This window comes from Rhodococcus sp. JS3073, assembly GCF_026810085.1.
GTDB classification, from domain to species: domain Bacteria; phylum Actinomycetota; class Actinomycetes; order Mycobacteriales; family Mycobacteriaceae; genus Rhodococcus_F; species Rhodococcus_F wratislaviensis.
The window spans coordinates 3,023,850-3,045,124 of sequence record NZ_CP113951.1; the positions used below are offsets into that span (position 1 = coordinate 3,023,850).

21 protein-coding genes are annotated in these 21,275 nt (G+C 68.6%); 15 read left to right on the forward strand and 6 right to left on the reverse strand.

Annotated features, from left to right (window positions below):
* The first annotated feature begins 39 nt into the window (after nucleotides 1-39).
* Both hutI and hutG read left to right on the forward strand, forming a co-directional pair.
* Entirely contained in the window at nucleotides 40-1,263 is a 1,224-nt protein-coding gene (gene hutI / locus OYT95_RS13550; protein WP_268791695.1) for an imidazolonepropionase, read from the forward strand.
* Entirely contained in the window at nucleotides 1,260-2,222 is a 963-nt protein-coding gene (gene hutG / locus OYT95_RS13555; protein ID WP_268791696.1) for a formimidoylglutamase, read from the forward strand. Before hutI ends, hutG begins: the two co-directional genes overlap by 4 nt.
* Before the next feature lie 20 nt (nucleotides 2,223-2,242).
* Here the strand turns inward: hutG and OYT95_RS13560 are convergent, their stop codons facing one another.
* Nucleotides 2,243-3,076: an alpha/beta fold hydrolase gene (locus tag OYT95_RS13560; protein ID WP_112299662.1), complete on the reverse strand. Its 834-nt coding sequence runs from the start codon at nucleotides 3,074-3,076 to the stop codon at nucleotides 2,243-2,245.
* Nucleotides 3,077-3,309: 233 nt separating this feature from the next.
* Between OYT95_RS13560 and cspE the strand changes: the two genes are divergently transcribed.
* Nucleotides 3,310-3,513, forward strand: a complete 204-nt coding sequence (gene cspE / locus OYT95_RS13565) for a transcription antiterminator/RNA stability regulator CspE (RefSeq protein ID WP_005244612.1) — start codon at nucleotides 3,310-3,312, stop codon at nucleotides 3,511-3,513.
* 102 nt (nucleotides 3,514-3,615) lie between these two features.
* Here the strand turns inward: cspE and OYT95_RS13570 are convergent, their stop codons facing one another.
* Nucleotides 3,616-3,993, reverse strand: coding sequence for a hypothetical protein (locus tag OYT95_RS13570; protein ID WP_268791697.1), 378 nt, complete (start codon nucleotides 3,991-3,993; stop codon nucleotides 3,616-3,618).
* A gap of 182 nt (nucleotides 3,994-4,175) precedes the next feature.
* Between OYT95_RS13570 and OYT95_RS13575 the strand changes: the two genes are divergently transcribed.
* The 3 genes from OYT95_RS13575 to OYT95_RS13585 are packed head-to-tail and all read left to right on the forward strand — an operon-like array spanning nucleotide 4,176 to nucleotide 7,188.
* Nucleotides 4,176-5,327: an acyl-CoA dehydrogenase family protein gene (locus tag OYT95_RS13575; protein ID WP_268791698.1), complete on the forward strand. Its 1,152-nt coding sequence runs from the start codon at nucleotides 4,176-4,178 to the stop codon at nucleotides 5,325-5,327.
* 12 nt (nucleotides 5,328-5,339) lie between these two features.
* Entirely contained in the window at nucleotides 5,340-6,488 is a 1,149-nt protein-coding gene (locus OYT95_RS13580) for a CaiB/BaiF CoA transferase family protein (RefSeq protein ID WP_112299660.1), read from the forward strand.
* 37 nt (nucleotides 6,489-6,525) lie between these two features.
* Complete coding sequence (locus tag OYT95_RS13585) at nucleotides 6,526-7,188, forward strand: IclR family transcriptional regulator (RefSeq protein ID WP_037241726.1); 663 nt, start codon at nucleotides 6,526-6,528, stop codon at nucleotides 7,186-7,188.
* Between the two features lie 7 nt (nucleotides 7,189-7,195).
* Here OYT95_RS13585 and OYT95_RS13590 read toward each other — a convergent pair whose 3' ends face one another.
* A complete protein-coding gene (locus tag OYT95_RS13590; protein ID WP_037241728.1) occupies nucleotides 7,196-8,086 on the reverse strand; it encodes a LysR family transcriptional regulator in 891 nt (296 codons plus the stop codon).
* A 205-nt stretch (nucleotides 8,087-8,291) separates the two neighbouring features.
* On the opposite strand from OYT95_RS13590, the gene OYT95_RS13595 reads away from it, so the two are divergent.
* The 3 genes from OYT95_RS13595 to OYT95_RS13605 are packed head-to-tail and all read left to right on the forward strand — an operon-like array spanning nucleotide 8,292 to nucleotide 11,400.
* Entirely contained in the window at nucleotides 8,292-9,767 is a 1,476-nt protein-coding gene (locus OYT95_RS13595) for a sodium:solute symporter (RefSeq protein WP_112299659.1), read from the forward strand.
* Between the two features lie 47 nt (nucleotides 9,768-9,814).
* Nucleotides 9,815-10,444 carry a TetR/AcrR family transcriptional regulator gene (locus OYT95_RS13600; RefSeq protein ID WP_128642223.1) on the forward strand — a complete coding sequence of 210 codons (630 nt, stop codon included), beginning with the start codon at nucleotides 9,815-9,817 and terminating at the stop codon, nucleotides 10,442-10,444.
* A complete protein-coding gene (locus OYT95_RS13605; RefSeq protein WP_128640022.1) occupies nucleotides 10,441-11,400 on the forward strand; it encodes a C-terminal binding protein in 960 nt (319 codons plus the stop codon). Before OYT95_RS13600 ends, OYT95_RS13605 begins: the two co-directional genes overlap by 4 nt.
* 28 nt (nucleotides 11,401-11,428) lie before the next feature.
* On the opposite strand, the gene OYT95_RS13610 is transcribed toward OYT95_RS13605, so the two are convergent.
* Both OYT95_RS13610 and OYT95_RS13615 read right to left on the reverse strand, forming a co-directional pair.
* Nucleotides 11,429-12,211: a class II aldolase/adducin family protein gene (locus OYT95_RS13610; RefSeq protein WP_037241736.1), complete on the reverse strand. Its 783-nt coding sequence runs from the start codon at nucleotides 12,209-12,211 to the stop codon at nucleotides 11,429-11,431.
* A gap of 75 nt (nucleotides 12,212-12,286) precedes the next feature.
* Nucleotides 12,287-12,871 carry a TetR/AcrR family transcriptional regulator gene (locus OYT95_RS13615; RefSeq protein ID WP_128640024.1) on the reverse strand — a complete coding sequence of 195 codons (585 nt, stop codon included), beginning with the start codon at nucleotides 12,869-12,871 and terminating at the stop codon, nucleotides 12,287-12,289.
* A gap of 98 nt (nucleotides 12,872-12,969) precedes the next feature.
* On the opposite strand from OYT95_RS13615, the gene OYT95_RS13620 reads away from it, so the two are divergent.
* From OYT95_RS13620 to OYT95_RS13630, 3 genes are all read left to right on the forward strand, one after another.
* The gene (locus OYT95_RS13620; RefSeq protein WP_037241739.1) at nucleotides 12,970-14,367 is read left to right on the forward strand and encodes a cytochrome P450; all 1,398 of its coding nucleotides are present in this window, start codon (nucleotides 12,970-12,972) and stop codon (nucleotides 14,365-14,367) included.
* A 76-nt stretch (nucleotides 14,368-14,443) separates the two neighbouring features.
* Nucleotides 14,444-15,967: an MFS transporter gene (locus OYT95_RS13625; protein ID WP_268791699.1), complete on the forward strand. Its 1,524-nt coding sequence runs from the start codon at nucleotides 14,444-14,446 to the stop codon at nucleotides 15,965-15,967.
* Nucleotides 15,957-16,550 carry an acyl-CoA-like ligand-binding transcription factor gene (locus OYT95_RS13630; RefSeq protein WP_268791700.1) on the forward strand — a complete coding sequence of 198 codons (594 nt, stop codon included), beginning with the start codon at nucleotides 15,957-15,959 and terminating at the stop codon, nucleotides 16,548-16,550. The genes OYT95_RS13625 and OYT95_RS13630 overlap by 11 nt, the downstream gene beginning before the upstream one ends.
* 63 nt (nucleotides 16,551-16,613) lie before the next feature.
* Here OYT95_RS13630 and lhgO read toward each other — a convergent pair whose 3' ends face one another.
* A complete protein-coding gene (gene lhgO, locus OYT95_RS13635; RefSeq protein ID WP_268791701.1) occupies nucleotides 16,614-17,819 on the reverse strand; it encodes an L-2-hydroxyglutarate oxidase in 1,206 nt (401 codons plus the stop codon).
* Between the two features lie 42 nt (nucleotides 17,820-17,861).
* Between lhgO and OYT95_RS13640 the strand changes: the two genes are divergently transcribed.
* The 3 genes from OYT95_RS13640 (at nucleotide 17,862) to hypF (ending at nucleotide 21,237) form a co-directional block, all read left to right on the forward strand.
* Complete coding sequence (locus tag OYT95_RS13640) at nucleotides 17,862-18,134, forward strand: helix-turn-helix domain-containing protein (RefSeq protein ID WP_037241752.1); 273 nt, start codon at nucleotides 17,862-17,864, stop codon at nucleotides 18,132-18,134.
* An 80-nt stretch (nucleotides 18,135-18,214) separates the two neighbouring features.
* Complete coding sequence (locus tag OYT95_RS13645) at nucleotides 18,215-18,784, forward strand: ATP-dependent Clp protease proteolytic subunit (RefSeq protein ID WP_112299652.1); 570 nt, start codon at nucleotides 18,215-18,217, stop codon at nucleotides 18,782-18,784.
* Between the two features lie 146 nt (nucleotides 18,785-18,930).
* Nucleotides 18,931-21,237: a carbamoyltransferase HypF gene (gene hypF, locus OYT95_RS13650; RefSeq protein ID WP_268791702.1), complete on the forward strand. Its 2,307-nt coding sequence runs from the start codon at nucleotides 18,931-18,933 to the stop codon at nucleotides 21,235-21,237.
* Nucleotides 21,238-21,275: the final 38 nt, after the last annotated feature.

Sequence of the window (21,275 nt, forward strand, 5' to 3'; positions counted from 1 at the left end):
CCGAGCGACCGCATTTTCGAACCACTGGAAGGAACAGCAGTGACAGCGAACACCTCCCGCTCCACAGTGCTGACCGGCATCGGCACCCTGGTGACCAACGACCCGACAGTGGGGGAAGGTCCGCTCGGGCTGATCCGCGACGCCGCCGTCGTCTTCGACGGCGGCGTGGTGGCCTGGGTCGGCAGCGCCGACTCGGCGCCGGCCGGGGACGTCGGGCACGATCTCGACGGCCGGGCGGTGCTCCCGGGCTTCGTCGAGAGCCACTCGCACCTCGTGTTCGGCGGGGAACGCGCGGAGGAATTCGCGGCGCGGATGGCGGGCCAGCCGTACGCGGCGGGTGGCATCCGCAACACGATCGAGGCGACACGGAATGCGACCGACGAACAGCTGCAGGCGAACACGCGGCGGCTGCTGGACGAGTCCCTGCGGTCCGGCAGCACCACCGTGGAATGCAAGACCGGGTACGGGCAGACGGTCGCGCACGAACTGCGCAGCACGAAGATCGCGGCGTCCCTCACCGACGAGGTGACGCTGCTCGCCGCCCACGTCCCGCCGCCGGAATACGCGGGGCGGGCCGACGACTACGTCGCCATGGTGTGCGCGGAAATGATCGACGCCTGTGCACCGCAGGCGAAATGGATCGACGTGTTCTGCGAGACCGGCGCGTTCGACCGCGATCAGGCACACGCCGTTCTCACCGCCGGGATGGCGAAGGGGTTGATCCCCCGCGTCCACGGCAACCAGCTCCGCGAGGGCCCCGGAGTCCAGCTCGCCGTCGAACTGGGGGCCGCGTCCGTCGACCACGTCTGCTACACCACACAGGCCGACATCGATGCGCTGGCACAGAGTTCGACGGTGGCCACTCTCCTGCCCGGCGCGGACTTCTCGACCCGGAACAAGTACCCGGACGCCCGGGCCCTGCTCGACGCGGGTGTCACGGTGGCGCTGGGTGCGGATTGCAACCCCGGCACCAGCTACACCACCAGCCTGCCGTTCTGCATCGCGATCGCGGTGCGGGACATGCACATGACCCCGGACGAAGCCATCTGGGCGGCGACCGCGGGCGGGGCTCGCGCGCTGCAACGTGCCGACGTCGGGGTCCTGCGTCCCGGGGCGCGGGCCGACGCCCTCGCCCTGGACGCGCCGTCGTACCTACACTTGGCCTACCGGCCCGGCGTCCCCCTGGTCAGCGATGTGTGGCGGGGCGGCGAACTCGCCTGGTCCGCGCACACCGGTCACGAGAAAGCGAGGGCCCTGCGATGATGGAGAACCTGCTGATTCCCCCACCCCCCTGGGTCGGCAGGGAGGACGGCACGTCGAGTCACCACCTCCGCTGGCATCAGGCGGTCACGCCGTTTCACGACGGCGCCGAGCCCGGCGCCTGTGTGTTCGTCGGCTTCTCGAGCGACGAGGGTGTGGAGCGGAACAAGGGCCGCCGCGGGGCGGCCCGCGGCCCGGACGCGCTGCGGGGCGCGCTGTCGTCGATGGCGCTCGCCGAGCCGCTCCGCGCGTACGACGCCGGCACCGTCGCGGTCACCGACAACCGCCTCGAGGCGGGGCAGATGGCTCTCGGCGCCGTGGTCGCCGCAACCCTCGACGCCAGCCAGTTCCCGGTGGTCCTCGGCGGCGGCCACGAGGTTGCCTACGGCACGTACCTCGGTCTCGCGCAGGCAGCCGTCCGCACACCCAAGCGGCGGATCGGGATCCTGAACCTGGACGCCCACTTCGACCTGCGGTCCGATCCGGTCCCGAGTTCGGGCACACCGTTCCGGCAGATCCTCGAACAGGAGCATGCGGCGGGCACCGCCCTGCAGTACTCCGTGCTCGGGATCAGCCAGCCGAGCAACACCACCGCGCTGTTCGACACCGCACGCGGATACGACGTCCGGTACCTCCTGGACGACGACTGCTCGGTCTCCGACCGGCACCGGGTGGCCGTCTTCGTCAGCGAGTTCCTGTCGGACGTCGATCTCGTCTACCTCACCATCGACCTCGACGTCCTTCCCGCCGCGGTCGCGCCGGGAGTGAGCGCTCCCGCCGCGTACGGCGTGCCCGCGGAGACGATCCAATTCGTGTGCGACGCGGTCGCCGCCAGCGGAAAACTCGCGGTGTGCGATGTGGCCGAGCTCAATCCATCGTTCGACGTCGACAACCGCACCGCCCGCACCGCCGCCCGGTTGATCCATCGGATCGTCACGAAGCGGATTCCCATCGTCCGCTGAGGCCGGTCCGGACCGTCCGTTCAGGCCGCCCGCAACACGGCGCGCAGGCGGGTGACGAACGCGGCGGGGTCGTGGGCGAAGCCGATGTGGTCGCCGGGGAACAGGGTGGGATCGACGCCCAGTTCGGCGGCGAGCGCCCGCGACGTACGGTCGCAGAGTTGGCCACCCGACTCCTCGCCGATACCGACGACGAGGCGGGTGGGCGCCGAGCGCAGGGCGGTGACGTCCGGGCACCAGCGGGTGGTCGGGCGCAGCATGTGCGCATGCTGGAAGTAGTCGTCCGCCTCGGTCTGCGCATCCCGTTCGCCCGCGAACATCTGCTGGAACGCCTCCTCGGGCAGGTGGATGTTCGCCAGGGCCAGGAACTTCCTCCACGCCCCCACGACGTCCCCGGCGAGGTGGGTGTCGATGATCTCGTCGGTTTTCACGCGCAGCTGCTCGCGGTCGTCGAGGAGCTCGTCCAGCGGCGGTTCGTGGGCGATCACGGTGTGGACCAGCTCGGGATGCGCCTGCACGAGCGCGAGCGCGCTGACGGCGCCGCCGCTGGAGCCGAACACCACGGCAGGGCCTGCGTCGAGGTGCCTCAGGAGCCGGGCGAGGTCGTCGGCACGCATCTCGGGGGTGGAATCGCGGTCGCGGTCGTCGACCGGGCTGCGGTGGATGCCCCGCGGGTCCGTCGTGAGCACGGTGTAGTCGGACGAGAGCAGATCGGCCGCGGGCGCGAAGGAGTCGGCGTCCATCGGAGCGCCGACGAGCACCAGGACGGGGCCCGTGCCCCGGACCTCGTAGTACAGCCTGGCACCGGGGACGTCGAGGATCCGGGTAGCGGCGGTGGCGGTCGGTGTGCGATTCATCGGGTTCTCCTCGTTCGGGGCGATGATTATCGGTCGCAGGTAGGACCGCCGCCGACGGGCAGAATCATCGGTCGTCCAGGAAAATTTCTTGCGCAGACCTGGTACGGCGCCCCGGATCCGAAGGAATCGTGGGCGTACCACTGGAAGCACGCGCGCCAGGATGCGAGGATGATATCCACGCGAACGGGATCTCGATGTGAGGCCCCGGGCGGCAACTGCAGGGAGTGAACGGTATGGCGCAGGGTGTTGTGAAGTGGTTCAACAGCGAGAAGGGCTTCGGATTCATAGCGCCGGACGACGGCAGCGCGGACGTGTTCGTTCACTACTCCGAGATCTCGGGCAGCGGCTACAAGTCGCTGGAGGAGAACCAGCGGGTGGAATTCGAGGTCGGACAGGGCCAGAAGGGCCCGCAGGCCCAGAATGTCCGGGCCGTCTGACCGACGCCCCGATGACACTGTGACAAGGTCGCAGATGCCACTGTGACGACGAGGTCGCACCCGAGCGGTGCGGCCTCGTTGTCGTAGTAGGCCCCGAGACAGCTATCTCGAGAGGCCGAAACTTCCCACCTGGTTGCCGTTGACGTACACGGCCCCGGTGTAGGTCCCGTCTGCGTTGGGGGAAATCCTGTCGGTCAGGAACCCCAGACCGGATGGGCTGTAATCGATGACGGTGTTTCCGTTCTCGTCCTGCGAGGTCGTGCCTGCAAGTCCGGTCAGGCCGAACGCGAAGTTGTTGACGACCGTGCCGCCCTGGAACGTCTTGCCCTTCCAGATCAACTCCCCCGCCGGCGCGGTGGTCGTTCCCTGATAGGTGCCGGACGGCACGGCGCCGGGTTCCGCGACGCCCGTCCCCGCGCCTGCGAGTACGGCGCCGATCATTGTTCCCACGGTGACGATCCCTCGCGTGATCGCGCGCATGATGCCTCCCTCTGCCGTGCCGCACGGGTTGTCCGCCGCCGTCCGTGGTCGAGTACCCGCTCCCGTGCCGTGGACACCGGCAGCTCTGGACAAATTCGTCGGCCTCCTTCATAGTCGATATGCCACCAAGTGGCATTGCCATTTCACTAGGTGGCAATTTTGATCATCCGACAGGAGTTTCCGTGACCGATCAGCTGCTCGACGCCGCCGAGTTCCGCGGCGCAGTGCGCGCATTCGCCAACCGTGAGATCCACCCCGGCGCGGCCTTCCGTGACGAGACGCGGGAGTTCCCGGCGGAGTTGGTGAAGCGCCTGGGCGAACAGGACCTGATGGGCATCTCGGTGCCCGAGGAATTCGGCGGACTGGGCCTGTCCACCAAGACACAGCTGATCGCCATCGAGGAGGTGGCCCGCACCGACGCCGCCCTCGCCTCGATCTACACCGCGCACTACCTGGGGCTCGAGCCGATCCTCGTCGGCGGAACCGAGGAGCAGAAGCGCCGCTGGCTGCCCCGGCTGGCGTCCGGTGAACTGCTCGCCGGGTTCGCCCTCACCGAACCGGACGCCGGCTCCGACATCGCCTCGATGCACACGACGGCGCGGCGCGAGGACGACGGGTGGCACCTGTCCGGTTCGAAGACCTACATCTCCAACGCCAAGGAGGCCGACCTGGTCGTCCTCTTCGCCAAGACCGATCCATCCGCGGGCTTCCGCGGCATCACCGCGTTCGTCCTCCCCCAGGGCACCCCCGGCGTGAGTTACTCGGAGCCCCAGGACAAGCTGGGCATCCGGTCTGCCCCCACCTACACCGTCTACCTCGACGACGTGGTGCTCCCGCACGACGCCGTGGTGGGAACGGAGGGCCGCGGCGGCAACATCGCGCTCACCGCCCTCAACCGCGCCCGCATCGACGTGGCCGCGATGGCCAACGGAATCGCGCTGCGCGCTTGGGAACTGGGTCGCTCCTACGCGGCCGAGCGCAAACAGTTCGGACACCCCATCGCCGAGTTCCAGGCGATTCAGCTGTTGCTGGGTGCGTGCGACGCGCAACTCGTCGCCTCCCGCGTCACCGCGGACTGGGCGGCGGACGTGAAGGACGCCGGGGCCGACCTGCGCCGGGCCGCGTCCGTGTCGAAGTACGTGGCCACGGAGGCCTGCTTCTCGATCGTCGACCAGACCGTGCAGATTCACGGGGGTGCCGGTTTCATGCGCGAATCCGAGATCGAACGCCTCTACCGCGACTGCCGGATTCTCCGGATCTTCGAGGGCACCTCGCAGATCCAGCTGCTCACCATCGCCGCCAACGCGCCCTCCCCGCGCTCGACCGAATTCTGAGAGGGGCCCGTCATGCCTACCCTGCCTCCCCTCGACGGCATCCGCGTCGTCGATCTCTCCCGCGTCCTGGCCGGACCGTACTGCACGGCGCTGCTCGCGGACGCCGGTGCCGACGTCGTCAAGATCGAGCCCGCCGCCGGCGAGGACTCGCGGCACCTGGGCCCGTTCCGCGACGGTGAGAGCATCTATTTCAACGTGCTGAACCGCGGAAAACGCTCGCTGGCACTGAATCTCAAGGACGACGCGGACCGGGAGGTGCTGTTCGACCTCCTCGACACGGCCGATGTTCTCGTCGAGAATTTCCGGCCCGGCGTCACCGCCCGGCTCGGCATCGACTACGACACCGTCCACGCCCGCAACCCCCGGCTCGTCTACGCGTCCATCTCCGGTTTCGGGCAGGACGGGCCGCTCGCGGGTTCGGCCGCCTACGACCTCGTCGTGCAGGCGATGTCGGGGATCATGAGCATCACCGGTTCCCCCGAATCCGGGCCGACCCGGCTCGGCGAATCGTTCGGCGACCTCGTCGCGGGACTGTTCGCGGCGTGGGGCATCAGCTCCGCCCTGGTCGGCACCCGGGAATCGGGTGTGGGGCAACACCTCGACGTCGCCATGTTCGACAGCATGCTGGCCATGCTTCCCACCGCGCACAGCCAGTTGCAGGCATCGGGTGTCGCGCCGGTGGGTGTGGGTAATCGCCACCCCGTCTCCACCCCGTTCGACACGTACCGGGCGTCGGACGGCCTGTTCGTCCTCGCCGTCGCCAGCCAGTCCGGATTCGAGAAGCTCGCCCACACCATGGATCGGGCAGACCTTCTCGGCGACAACCGTTTCGCCGACGACACGTCCCGCACCGATCACGAACCCGCCCTGCGCGCGGAGATCGAGATCTGGGCGAAGGACAAGACGGTCGCCGAGGCGGTCGCGCTCCTCGGCGCGGCCGGACTGGCGAGCTCCGAGATCTGGGACGTGAAGCAGGCGTTGTCGTCCGAGCAAAGCAGGCACCGGGGGCTCGTGGAGTCGTTCGATCATCCGGTCGCGGGAACGATCGACTATGTCCGGCAGCCGGTCGTGTTCGGCGACAGCGCACGCCCCGGGGTCCGCCGCAGCCCGCTGCTCGACGAACACCGGCAGCCCCTGCTGTCCGAGATCGCGTCGCGGTAGATTCACGCGGACACCCGCGACCGTCAGGAGACGACCCATGGCCCCCGGAGATGTGACCCGCAGCGCGAGCCGCACCTTCGAACTGCTCGGCGCGATCACCGAGCAGGGCGGGTTGACGCTCGGCGACGCCGCGAAAGCCGCCGGTCTCGCCACGAGTACCGCCCTGCGCCTGATCCGCAGCATGGAGCAGAGCGAGTTCCTGGTCCGCGGCGACGACAACGTCTACCGGGCCGGGCCGCGACTTCTCCAGATCGGTGCCCGGGCGATCAGCGACAATCAGCTGCTGTCCCGGGCCCGGCCCGCGATGGTCGCGATCGCGGAGGAAACGCGCGAATCCACGTACCTGTCGACCCACGGCCCCAAGGGCACCGCCCTGTATCTCGCGCAGATCGAGGGCACCCACGCGATTCGGCACATGGGATGGGTGGGTCAGACGGTGCCGCTCGTGGGCACGGCCGTCGGCGCCGCGCTGCGGGGCGACCTGCGCAGCGAGGGGTACGCGATCGCCCACGACACCATCGAGGACCACTCGACGGGTGTGGCGGCCCCCATCTACGACGCGGTGGGGCGGATCGTGGGCGCGCTCAGCGTCGTCGGGCCGACGTTCCGCCTCGACGACGCACTCTGCGCCCAGCACGGTCTCGTCCTGGTCGAGCGTTGCCGGGCACTGTCGGCGGAACTGGGCTCCCCGGTCCCGTGAGCCGCGGTCAGCTCCCCATGCTGGTCCGGACGAACTCGCGGAACGTGAGGACCATCGGTTCGCGGGCGCGGCCCCGTCGGTAGATCAGCGAGAACGGCGCCTGATAGCCGAACGACGCCGGCAGGATCGGCCGCAGCCGGTTCCGGTCGACCCAGTACTCCGCGTAGTGCTCGGGCAGGTATCCGATGTAGGCGCCGGACAGCACGAGAATGAGCTGCGCCTCCATGTTCTCCACCGTCGCCGACGGTTGCGGGAACCCCTGGCGGGCGAGTTCCTGCTCGGACCAGTAGCCGCGGGTCACCATCCGCTGTTGTGTGATGACCTCCGACGGCACCCGCTTCCTGCCGAACAGCGGATGCTTGTCGCTGCAGTACAGCCAGTGCTGTTCCCGGTGCAGCGCCTGGGAGACGAGGCCGTTCATCGGTGAGGCGAACGCGCCGACGGCGACGTCGATCCGGTCGTCGAGCACGCCGACCTGCAGTTCGTGCGGGGTCTGGATCTTCAGGTCGAGGTAGACGGCGGGGTGGTCCTGGCTGAAGACGCCGATCACGTCGGCGAGCGGCAGGGTGGTGTCGGTGACGGTGGAATCGAGAACGCCGATGGTGAGGGTTCCCCGGAGCTCCCCCTGCAGCGCTGCGCCGTAGCGTTCGAAGCCCTCGAGTTCGCCGAGGATGCGCAGGCATTCCTTGTGGTAGAGCTCGCCCTTGCTGGTGAGGCCGAATCCGCCCCGGCCGCGATGACACAGGACGATGCCGAGGTGGCGTTCGAGCTGGCTCATGTAGGTGCTGATCGCGGAGGCGGACAGTCCGAGCTCCTGCTGCGCGGGCGCGAACCCCTGGTGGCGGACGACCGCCGCGAAGATCTGGAGGAGCTTCAGATCGGGTAGCGAGCTGCGCATCGCGCTCCTCCGTCGGGGTCGAAAACAGGGTGTGAGCTGGCTCGCACCATTACTTCACGAATTTCTGAAGTGATTATTTGTATCAAGTGATTTATTTCACGTCAATGTTCTCCTACCGTTTAGGGCAACGGTCTGACGAGACCGGCACCGACGGGACCACCGCGCCCGTCATCACCGATCCGCTAGGACACGTGAAGGACGCACCATGGACATCACCATCATCCTGATCTACCTGGGCGCGATGCTCGCGTTCGGCTGGTGGGGCAAACGCCGGGCGAGCAACTCCAGCGAATACCTCGTCGCCGGCCGCCGCCTCGGCGGATTCCTCTACACCAGCACGATGGCGGCCGTCGTCATCGGCGGTGCCTCCACCGTCGGCGGCGTCGGCCTCGGCTACAAGTACGGCATCTCCGGAATGTGGCTGGTCGTGTCGATCGCCGCCGGCGTCCTCCTGCTCAGCCTGCTCTTCGCCGCGCGTATCCAGCGCCTCGAGGTCTACACCGTCTCCGGGATGCTGAAGCTCCGGTACGGCATCGACGCCACCGGCGCGTCCGGTCTCGTGATGATGGCCTACACGCTCATGCTCACCGTCACCTCCACGATCGCCTACGCCACCATCTTCAACGTGCTGTTCGGCTTCGACCGGACCCTGTCGGTGATTCTCGGCGGCCTCATCGTCGTGGCCTACTCCGCGATGGGCGGCATGTGGTCGATCACGCTCACCGACGTCGTCCAGTTCGTCATCAAGACCATCGGCGTCTTCGTCCTGCTTCTCCCGTTCACGTGGAGCAAGGCGGGCGGCTACGCCGGCATCAAGGAGCGCGTGGGCGAACAGGCACTCGGGCTCGGCACCATCGGCACCGGCACCATCGTCACGTTCTTCGTCGTCTACACCCTCGGCATCCTCATCGGACAGGACATCTGGCAGCGCGTGTTCACCGCGAAGTCGCCCGAGGTCGCGCGGTGGGGCGGCGTCACCGCCGGCGTCTACTGCCTGCTGTACGGCGTCGCGGGCGCCCTGATCGGTCTGGCCGCGTCGGCACTCATGCCGGACATCGGTTCGTCCGACGACGTGTATGCCGACGTCGCCGTCCACGTCCTGCCCGTCGGTCTCAGCGGCATCGTCCTCGCCGCCGCGGTGGCGGCGATGATGTCGACCGCCTCCGGCGCGCTGATCGCCACCGCCACGGTCGCCCGGCAGGACGTCCTTCCGCTGGTCGCCCAGATCTTCGGCCGCACACGCCCCGAACTGGACACGTCCGATCCGGAAGCCGACGTGCGCGGCAACCGCCTCTACGTGATCGTGATCGGCCTCGTCAGCATCGTGATCGCCGCGCTCATCAACGACATCGTCTCCGCACTCACGATCGCCTACGACATCCTGGTCGGCGGCCTCCTCGTCCCCATCCTCGGTGGACTGGTCTGGAAGCGCGCCACCGGAACGGCCGCGATGGCGGCCATGGCGGTGGGCACGGTGGGGACCATCGCGACGATGTTCGTCGTCGGCGACGTCATGGCGAACGAGCCGGTGTACGTCGGACTGGTCAGCGCGCTGGTGGTGTTCGTGGCCACCAGCCTGTTCACCGAACCCACCCCGGCGAACGTGATGTCCGTGTGGAATGCGCGAGTGTCGGGAAAGGACGAGGAAGATCCGGTTCCGGTGCCGGCACCGATAGCCTGAGTGGCACCAGCGCACGAGAGTGAATGCGCACCAGCGAGAGGAAAATCGTGCCGAAGATCGTCGACCACGACGAGCGGAGACGGGCGCTCGCCGACGCCGTTCTCGCGTTGATCGCCCGGGAGGGGATCTCCGCCGTCACCACGCGAGCGGTGGCGGAGGAGAGCGGGTGGTCGACCGGAGTGTTGAACCACTACTTCGGGTCCCGGCACGAACTGCTCCTCGCGGCGCTGCGCCGGGCAGGCGACATCCAGGGCGACCTGTACCGCGCGATTCTCGACGAGGAGAGCGCCGGCCCGCTCGAGAAGCTGCGGAACATCACCGCCACCATCCTGCCGCTCGACGAACGCCGACTCGCGATGACCCGCGTGTTCCTGTTCTTCTACGCGGAGGGCGCGGCCGAGGAAACGGCACGCGGTGAGATCGCGGCCTTCCTCGCCCGCTGGCGGGGCGTCGTGCGCGAGGCGGTCACCGCCGCACAGCGGGAGGGCACCGTCTCCGCCGACCTCGACGCGGACGCCGTCACCGTCGCGCTGGTGGCACTGACCGACGGTCTGGCATTGCAGGCCATCCTGGATCCCGTCGTCATGGAGTCGATCAGCGAGGGCGACGCCGCCGCCCGCTGCGTCGACGCCGCCGTGCGACGGACCACCGAAGAAGCGGGAGCAGCAGGCAGATGACCGACCGCGTCGTCGTCCTCGACGACTTCATTCCGGCCGAAGCGCTGTCCGATTCGCTTGCCGCCGCAGGTATTTCCGCGGACGTCGTGCACCAGTCCGAGTTCCCGTCCGGACCCGGCGTCATCGCCCTGCTCGTGGGCCCGGAGAACACCGGACTCGAGCCCCGTCATTTGGCGGATCTCCCGGACCTGCGCCTGCTGTCGGCCACGTCCGCCGGGTACGACCACCTGCCGGTGTCGGCGGCGCACGAACGCGGCCTCTGGGTCACGCGGGCAGTGGACTACTGCACCGAGGAGGTCGCGGACCACGCACTCGGTCTCACCCTCGGACTACTCCGATCCACCCACGCCCTGGACCGCGCCGTACATGCCGGCGGGTGGGACGTCACCGCAGCGCCGCCGCGACGGATCGCGGGAACCGTGTTGGGCCTCTACGGTTTCGGCCGGATCGCCGGCGCGTTCGCGCTGCGGGCCCGAGCCGTGGGGATGACCGTGCTGGTCAGCGGCCGCGGGCTGGGTGACCGCGCCGGGGACCTGGCGGCCGAGGGCATCGAGGTGGTCGGGTTCGAGGAACTGCTGCGCCGCTCCGACGTGCTGAGCCTGCACGTCCCCCTGACTCCCGAGACTAAGGGGCTGATCGACGAACGTGCGCTGGCGGCGATGACACGCGGCGCCTATCTGGTGAACGTCTCCCGGGGCGGACTCGTCGACCACGACGCACTCGGAGCCGCACTTCGCGGTGGACACCTCGCGGGTGCGGCCGTCGATGTCCTTCCGAACGAACCTCCCGCACAGGATGATCCGATCCTGCAGATCCCGAACCTCGTGATCACCCCGCACGCCGCGTGGTACTCACCGCAGGTCGCGCACACCCTGGCGCAGCAGTCGGCGCGCAATGTCGCGGCGGTCCTGACGGGCGCATCCCCGGCGGGAGTCGTTGCCGCACCGGGGATGTGACCGCCCTGTCAGTCTCGGTAAGCCGCTTTCAGTCCTTGTAATCGGGGGCGGTCCGGTCCAGCATCCTCAGCAGCGCCGCCCACGCCATCTCGTAGGCCTGATCGTCGGTGTAGTCGTCCGTGGCCTCGCCGGCGAACTGGCGAGCGGTGTGCTCGGCGATCTCGGGCGACGGAACGCGCAGGTCACCCGACGCCTGGGCGGCGATCTGGATGTCACACGCTTTCTCCAGATAGAACATTCGCAGAAACGCCTCGGCGGCGGATTCACCCACGGTGAGCAGCCCGTGGTTGCGCAGGATCATCGCGGGATGGTCGCGCAAGTCCTCGACCAACCGCACACGTTCGGCCGTGTTGAGGGCGATGCCCTCGTAGTCGTGGTAGCCGACCCGGTTGTAGAACTCCATCGAGATCTGGTTCAGCGGCAGCAGTCCCTGTTCCTGCGCGGCGACTGCGCACCCGGCCTTCGTGTGGGTGTGCAGCACGCACTGCGCGTCCGGCCGGGCCTCGTGAATCGCGCCGTGGATCACGAATCCTGCAGGGTTGACGTGATATTCGGACGGTTCGACGAGTTCGCCGTCGAGGCCGATCTTCACCAGGTTGGAGGCGGTGATCTCCTCGAAGAGCAGGCCGTACGGGTTGATGAGGAAATGATGTTCGGGCCCGGGAATCCGGACCGAGACGTGCGTGAAGATGAGGTCGGTCATCTTGAAATGCGCGAGCAGGCGGTACACCGCCGCGAGTTCACGACGCAGTTCCGCCTCGGTCTTCGCCGGGCTCGTTCGGCCCTGCGACGTAACAGTGGGTGCACTCATGCGGGATCTCCTTGATCACCGAAGGGATTTCGGCTTAAATATATCAACTGATTTATTTAAGTGCCAGCCCTCGGCTCAGTCGAGCCGCCCACCCAGCATGCCCCGCAGCGAGCGCAGGCAGAGTTCACGTAACTCGCCCTCGGCGATCGACGGGTGGTCGAGCCAGTCCATGCAGACGGCGCGGACGAAGGCGATCCACCCGCGCACCGCGACGCCGACGAGTTCCCGCTCACTGTCGGGGGGATCGAGCGCGTCGACGATGCGGCGCTGCTGGGCGTCGAGTTCCCGCTCCACGATGGCCCGGATGTCGGCGTCGGCCGACAGCGCGCCGTGGTTGATGGCCCGGACTCCGTGCCGGTGGCTCGCGACGTGCTCGAAGTACGCGTCGAGGCCGGCCGCGACCTGTTCCTCGACGGGGAGGGTGGAGTCGGGGGCCGTCACGTCGAGCAGGCGTTCGGATTCGCGTTCGACGATCGCGGCGAAGAAGTCCCGCTTCGTCGGGAAGTAGTGGTACATCAAGCCGCGCGACACCTCGGCGAGTTCCGCGACCTCCTCGATCCACACGTCCTCGTAGGGGCGGTCCGCGAACAGTCGCGCGCCGATGTCGAGCAACTGCGCGCGCCGCTGCTCCGGGGCGAGTCGTCGGCGGGCGCTGGTCATGCCAGTCACCGTACTGCTTGACACCGGTTCAGTAAGGCGTACCTTGCGTACTAGACACCAATTCAGTAACGCTGCCCACATCGACACGGGGGTCGACTATGAGCGTCGAATCACTGCACACCACGGCGGAGGCGACCATCCCGCATCCTCGATGGCGGCTCCCCGTCGTCGGCGACGTCTTCGGGATCAGCATCCGCACTCCCCTGCAGAACTCGATGGAGATCGGCAGAAAACTCGGGCCCATCTTCGAGCGCAACGTTCTCGGCAATCGGTTCGTGTTCGCGTCCGGCGCCGACATGGTGGCGGAACTTTCCGACGAATCCCGGTTCGCGAAGCACCTGGCACCGGGCGTCGCGTCGCTGCGCGAAGTCGGCGGCGACGGGTTGTTCACCGCCTACAACCACGAGCCGAACTGGAGCAAGGCGCACAACCTCCTCGCCCCGGCGTTCACGAAATCCGCGATGCGGTCGTATCACCGCACGATGCTGGACGTCGCGGGCGAGTTGACGGAGCACTGGGACGAGCGGGTGGACGGCACCCCCGTCGACGTCTCCTCCGACATGACGAAGCTGACGCTCGAGACCATCGGCCGCACCGGTTTCAGCTATTCCTTCGACTCGTTCAGACGCGAGCGCCCGCACCCGTTCGTGCAGGCGATGGTCGGAGCGCTGAGCCATTCGCAGCGCACCACGTTCGTGAAGTCCTCGGCGCTCGGACGGTTGCTGGCCCGACGGTCGGATCGCCGCAACGTCGCCAACCTGGAACACATGGCCGAGGTGGTCGACGAGGTGATCCGCGCCCGCCGCGACAGCGCGGAGGCCGGCCCCGAGGACCTGCTCGAACTCATGCTGCGCGCGGCCCGGGAAGACGACCCCCATCGGATCGACGAGTTGAACATCCGCCACCAGGTGGTGACCTTCCTGGTCGCGGGACACGAGACCACCTCCGGTGCACTGTCGTTCGCCCTGTACTACCTGTCGCGGCACCCCGACGTCCTCGCTCAGGCGCAGGCGGAGGTCGATGCGGTCTGGGGCGACGAGGAGCCCGCGTTCGAGCAGATCGCGAAGCTCCGCTACGTGCGCCGGGTGCTCGACGAGTCGTTACGGCTGTGGCCGACGGCGCCCGCGTACGGCAGGGAGGCGACCGTCGACACGACCCTCGTCGGCAAGTACCCGATGAAGGTCGGCGACTGGATGCTCGTCCTCATCCCCGCATTGCACCGCGACCCCGTGTGGGGTGACGATCCCGAGGCGTTCGACCCCGACCATTTCCTTCCCGAGCGCATCCGGTCCCGTCCCGCGCACGTGTACAAGCCGTTCGGGACGGGCGAGCGCGCCTGCATCGGAAGGCAGTTCGCCCTCCACGAGGCGGTCCTGGTCCTCGGCACCATCCTGCGTCGATACGACATCGTGGGCGACCCCGGCTATCGGCTGAAGGTCGCCGAGCGGCTCACCCTCATGCCCGAGGGCTTCACGCTGCAGCTCCGCCGGCGCTGACCGTCGACAGCCCTTGACAGCCACAAAGTGAGAGCTACTATCAAAAAATAGTAACTTCCTTTCGAGTGGAGCTGTCATGAGTGAAACGACGGTCATCGAAGTCGCCCCTCGCCGCTGGTGGGCACTCGGAGCCCTGTCCGTGGCCATGCTCACCATCGGTCTCGACATCACGGTCCTGACGGTGGCGCTGCCGACACTGGCGGTCGATCTCGGAGCGGACAACTCGCAATTGCAGTGGTTCAGTTCCGCATACACGCTGGTCCTCGCCGCCGCGCTGCTTCCTGCAGGTGCGCTCGGCGACCGGTACGGCCGCAAGAAGCTCCTGCTCGGCGCCCTCGTCCTGTTCGGCGTCGCGTCACTGCTCTGCAGCTATGCGAGCACATCGGGTCAGCTGATCGCCGGACGCACCCTGCTGGGGCTGGGGGCCGCGGTGATGATGCCGCTGTCGATGGCAGTGCTGCCCGTGCTGTTCCCCGACGCCGACGAACGATCGCGGGCACTGACCATCTGGGTGACGTCCACCGCGATCGGCCTGCCCCTCGGCCCGATTCTCGGCGGATGGTTGCTCGAGAACTTCTGGTGGGGATCGGTGTTCCTGATCAACGTGCCCCTGGTCGTCGTCGGCGCGATCGCCGTCGCGACCCTGGTCCCGGAATCGCGCAGCGAGGAGCAGTCGCCCACCGACTATCTCGGCGCCGCACTGTCGTCATTCGGACTTCTCTGCCTCACTTACGGTTTCATCAGGGCAGGCCAGGACGGCTGGGGCGACGCACTGGTGTGGGCGTCGATCGCAGCGGCCGTGGTCGCGCTCGGACTGTTCGCGATGTGGGAGCGTCGGTCGCGTCACCCCCTGATCGACACATCGTTGTTCGCCAGCCCCGGATTCCGCTGGGGCACGATCTTCACGACGCTGGTCAACTTCGGGATGTTCGGGCTGTTCTTCACGGTGCCGCAGTACTTCCAGGCCGTGCTCGGCGTGGACGCGCTGGGCAGCGGCCTCCGACTGCTGCCGTTGATCGGCGGACTGCTGGTCGGCACCCGGCTCTGCGACCGACTGCTTCGGCGGGCCGGCGCCCGGCCGGTCATCGTCATCGGGTTCGCCCTCCTCACGGCGGGACTTGCGACCGGCGCCCTGACCTCCGTCGATTCCGCGTACTGGTTCAGCGCGACATGGATCGCACTCGTCGGCGCGGGAATGGGTTTCGTGATGCCGGCGGCGATGGGTGCGGCCCTGGGCGCATTGTCGGCCGAACGTTCCGGTTCCGGCTCGGCACTGATCCAGGCGCTGCGGCAGGCGGGTGGAACGATCGGGGTCGCGGTGCTGGGCACCGTCCTCGCCACCCGTTACCGGACCGAACTGGGAGCCCTCGACGTGGACCCGGTCCGCGACGGCGTCAACGCAGGCGTCGCGGTGGCCGAGGCGACCGGCGACCCGTCGATGCTCGCGCACGTCCAGGCGTCGTTCCTGTCCGGGATGAGCCTCATGCTGTGGGTGTGCGCGGGCATCTGCGCCGTCGCGATGGTGCTCGCAGCACGCTTCACGCCCCGCGATACCCCGGCCCAGGAGCAGAATGAGTCAAAATCGGTATATGTCCATTGACGCTCGACCAGGCCTGCGGGAGCGGAAGAAGGCGCGCACCCGGCTGACCATCCGCTCCGAGGCATTTCGGTTGTTCCGGGAGCAGGGCTACCCGGAAACCACGATCGAGCAGATCGCGGAGGCCGCGGACGTGTCGCCGAGCACGTTCTTCCGCTACTTCCCCACCAAGGAACAACTGGTGCTCGCCGACGACCTCGATCCGTTGATGATCGAGGCCATCGAGGCACAACCACCGGACGTCCCGCTGATCACCGCATTCCGGAAGGCGGCCGAGTCCGTGTTCGCCGGCCTGTCCGAGGCAGACATGGACTTCGAGCGGAAGCGTCAGGAACTGCTGTACTCGGTCCCGGAACTTCGTGGGGCCATCATGCAGGAAATGGTGCGCAGCATCGACATGATCGCCGGTGTCATGGCGCGCAGGGTCGGACGCTCCGCTGACGATTTCGAGGTCCGCGCGCTCGCCGGGGCCATCGTCGGCGTCGTTCTCGGTGTCGTCGATCTGCTGCCCGGTGATCTGCCGCTCGCCCTGCGCGCACTGGAATTCCTCGAGGACGGGTTGCCGCTCGGGCGTGCCACGTCGTAGACCCGGCGCCCGATGTCGCATCGGTCTACCTCGACTGCACCGGTGTGACATCGGGCGGAGCCGTCAGGTGGTCGCGCGGGCGAGAACCTCCGTCACGACGTGTTCGGCGATGGCGAGGGACGACGTCGCACCCGGGGAGGGTGCGTTCCGGACGTGAACGACGCGTCCCGACCCGGTGATGACGAAGTCGTCCTCGAGGCTGCCGTCGGCGTTCATCGCCTGAGCGCGGATGCCCCGGGGTCCGCGGGTGACGTCGGAGCGGCGCACGTCGGGGACGTACTTCTGCGCCTCCTTGACGAATTGGCCCGTGCTGAGGACGGTGCGGGCCTCGCGGACCGCCGCCGCGGTGTTGTGCACGGCGAAGCGCCAGAATCCGGGAAACCCGACCGCCGACATCACGTCCGACGCCGACCATCCCCGCCGGTCGTACGCCTCCCGCCCGAAGGCGAGAAACGCGTTCGGTCCGAGCATGATTCGCCCGTCGATCCGCTTGGTGAGGTGAACGCCGAGGAACGGGTACCGCGGATCCGGAACCGGGTAGATCAGCCCCTTCACGAGCGAGGACCGCTCGGGCTCGAGCAGGAAGTAGTCGCCGAAGAAGGGCACCACGCGAGGCGATCGCGGTTCACCCGACATCAGTGCCACCCGGTCGGAGTGCAGTCCCGCGCACGTGACCACCAGGTCGAAGGCCTCACTGCCCTGCCGGGTGGTGACCACCGTTTCGGCGGTCCGGCTGTCCAGGCCCACGACCTCCCGGCCGAGCAGGACGCGTCCGCCCGCGGCGGCGATGTCCGCGGCGAGGGCCTCCGCGACCGCCACGTAGTCGATGATCGCGGTGTGCGGCGAGTGCACGGCGCCGACTCCGCGTGCGTGCGGTTCGATCTCGGGGATCTCCTCCCCCGGGATCTTGCGGATGCCGGGAACGCCGTTGGCCACCGCTCTGTCGAAGATGGCGTCCATCCGCGCCACTTCGGACGAGTCGTGGGCGACCACCACCTTGCCGCATTCCTCGTAGGCCACGCCCTTGGTTGCCGCGTACTGCTGCAGGAGGGTGACGCCACGGCGGCACAGGCGCGCTTTGAGGCTGCCCGGCGGGTAGTACAGGCCGGCGTGGACGACGCCGCTGTTGTGGCCGGTCTGGTGGGCCGCGACCCGGGATTCCTTCTCGAACAGCGTTACCTCGACGTCGTCCATCCGGTGCAGAAGTTCCCGGGCGACCGCCAGACCGATGATGCCGCCGCCGATGACGGCCGCACGAACCTTCGCCATGAGCACCCCTCCGTATACCGTTTTCGAGATATCATCGATGGTATGTCGACCACCCCTCGACGCACGTCTTTTCCCGGACTGGAGCACCTGTCCGATCGGCGTCGAGCGCTGCTGGACGAGCTCGTCACCACTCGCCGCGAGCGCGGCCTGACGCAGACGGAGATCGCCGCCCACATGGGCACGTCGCAGTCGGCCGTGGCACGGCTCGAACGCGGCGACGTCGATCCCCGCCTGTCGACGCTCGAACGGTATGCGGAGGCCGTGGGCCGGACGGTCGACTGGACGATCTCAGCGCACCGGGAGTCACCACCATGATCTGGCCACCACCCACCCCACCATCGGTCCCGCCGTTTCACACGCCCTGGCAGCCGGATCCGCAGCAGCCGCCCGCGCCGATGCACGTCACGTCCGTCCCCACTCCGGGTCCCGACTGGCTGGCCGAGCGGCTGTTCGACAGACGGATCGTGTCTCTGACCGGCCGACTCGACGCCGAGACCACCAACCGCGCGGCCGCGTCGCTGGCACTGCTCGACGCCTCGGACGACGGGGAGGTCCAGCTGTGGCTGCACGGCGTCGACGCCGACGTCGACGCGGCCGCCACCCTCCTCGACACCCTGGACCTGATGGGGGTCCCGCTGCACGTCCACTGCCGCGGCGACGTCCGCGGAATGGCGATCGCCCTCCTCGCGCCCGCCGACCGCCGGACGTCGGCGTCGCACGCCGCGTTCCACCTCCGCGAACCGCAGGCGTCGTGCACCGGTCCGGCGTCGGACGTCGCTATCGCCGCCGAACACCACGAGCAGCAGTTGCGGAGGCTGCAGCAGCGCATCGCCGACTCCTGCGGACGTCCCGTCGACACGGTGATCGCCGACATGCGGGACCACCGGATCCTCACCGCCGACGAGGCGCGCGACTACGGGTTGATCGACGCCGTCACCGGCGCACGCTCGGTCGACGGGGAGTAATCCGGCGGACGCACTCGTTTTCGGCTCGCGCGCACGAATTCAGGCCCAATTTCGAGTGCGCGAACCGAGAAAGGGTGCGTCTGTGCCGCCGCCCGCCGCGGGAAGGGCTCTTGCGCCCCGCACCTCGACGGGGGAATCATCCGAGGATGACGGTCGAACGATCGCGCATCACGGTCCACGGGGTCGTGCAGGGGGTCGGCTTCCGCCCGTTCGTCGCGCGTCTCGCTGACGATCTGGGACTGCACGGCCACTGCGGCAACGACGACGTCAGCGTGTTCATCGAGGTCGAGGGCAAGTCCGCGTCGGTGTCCGAGTTCGTGCGCCGGCTCCGCACGGATGCACCGCCGATGGCCGTGATCGTCGACGCGACCGCCCAGCCCGTTCCGGTGCGCGGGGACGAGTCGTTCCGGATCATCGACAGCCGGCACGTCCCCGGCGCGCGGACGCTGGTGTCACCGGACGTGGCGACGTGCGCGGATTGTCTTCGCGAACTGGCCGATCCGCGCGATCGGCGGTATCGCCACCCGTTCGTCAACTGCACCAACTGCGGGCCGCGGTTCACGGTGATCACCGACCTGCCCTACGACCGGCCCAACACCACGATGGCCGAGTTCCCGCTGTGCGCGGCGTGCCTCGCCGAGTACCGGGACCCCGCGGATCGACGGTTCCACGCGCAACCGGTGTGCTGCCCCGACTGCGGTCCGCACCTGTTCGCCGAGGTCGACGGGCACCGGGTCGACGGGGACGACGCCGTCCTCACCGCGGTGCAGGGGGCGTTGCGGGACGGCCGGATCGTGGCGATCAAGGGTCTCGGCGGATTCCATCTCGTGTGCGATGCCGCCGACCCCACCGCCGTCGAGACCCTGCGGGTGCGCAAGCACCGCCCGGACAAGCCGTTCGCGGTGATGACCGCGGACCTGTCCGCCGCCGCCGAGCTGTGCGAGATCTCCGAGCCCGAGAGCGCACTGCTTCGACACGCGGCCCGGCCGATCCTGTTGCTGCGCAAGAAGAACACTGTGTCGGTTGCCGACGGCATCGCACCCGGGATCGACGATCTCGGGGTGATGCTCCCCTACACCCCGCTGCACCATCTCCTGTTCACCCGGACGCCGGGCAGCCACGTCGACCCACCGCGCGTGCTCGTCATGACGTCCGGCAACCTGAGCGGCGAACCTCTCTGTTTCGACAACGACGACGCCCGTACCCGTCTGCGGGACATCGCCGACGTGTTCCTGATGCACGACCGCCGCATCGCGGTGCCCTGCGAGGATTCTGTCCTGGCGGTGGAGGCGGGCGCGGTGCTGCCGATCCGCCGCTCGCGCGGGTTCGCACCGCTGCCGGTCGTGCTTCCCGCGCACGGCCCGGAGATCCTCGCGGTGGGCGCGGAGATCAAGAACACCTTCTGCCTGACCCGGCAGGACTACGCGTTCTGCTCGGCGCACCTCGGTGACATGGGCAGCCTGGAGAGTCAGCGCGCCTTCGAGACGTCGGTGCGACAGCTGACGCATCTGCACGGGATCACGCCGGAGGCCGTGGTCGCCGACCGGCACCCCGGATATTCGACGCACCACTGGGCCCGGCGCTACAGCGAGAGGACCGGCGTCCCCCTGCTCACCGTGCAGCACCACCACGCGCACGTCGCGTCGCTGATGGCCGAACACGGACTGGTCGGGACGACGGTGCTCGGTGTCGCGTTCGACGGGACCGGGTACGGCTGCGACACCACCGTGTGGGGCGGCGAACTCCTCCTGGTCGGCCCGAACATCCTCGACACGAGGCGGGTGGGACACGTCCAGCCCTTCTCACTGCCGGGCGGTGACGCCGCCGTCCGGAATCCGGTGCGGGTGGCGCTGGCTCTGCTGCACGAGTGCGGGATCACCGACGTCGACGGGCTGCCGTGCGTCGAGGCGATCCCCACCGCGGAACGCGCGGCCGTGGAGTCGCAACTTCGGTCGGGTCTCGGTTGCGTCAGGACGACGAGCGCGGGCCGCCTGTTCGACGGAGTCGCATCGCTGCTCGGGGTCCGGCACCGGGTCACCTACGAGGCGCAGGCGGCCATCGAACTCGAGGCCCTCGCCCGGACGGCCCCGCACCCGGCTCCCCTGGCCATGGACGTGGAGAACGACCAGCTCAGACTGCCTCTTCTGGTGTCCGGACTGGTTGCCGGTCTCCGCGACGGGACCCCGCCCGCGGCGCTCGCACTCGGCTTCCACCATGCCGTCGCCGCCGCGACCGCCGACCTCGTCGACCGGGCCGCGACCGCGACCGGAGCGTCGACGATCGGACTCACCGGAGGAGTCTTTCAAAACCGTTTATTCCTCGCACTGGTGAGAGCACACTGGGAGAGCAGCGGTTATCGAGTCCTCACCCACCACCGGGTGCCTCCCAACGACGGAGGACTCTCCCTCGGCCAGGCGGTGATCGGTGCCGCGGCGACCATGCGCGGACCGTGACGTCGGCAGCCCCCGACCGGCCGGTCCGGGACGGGAGC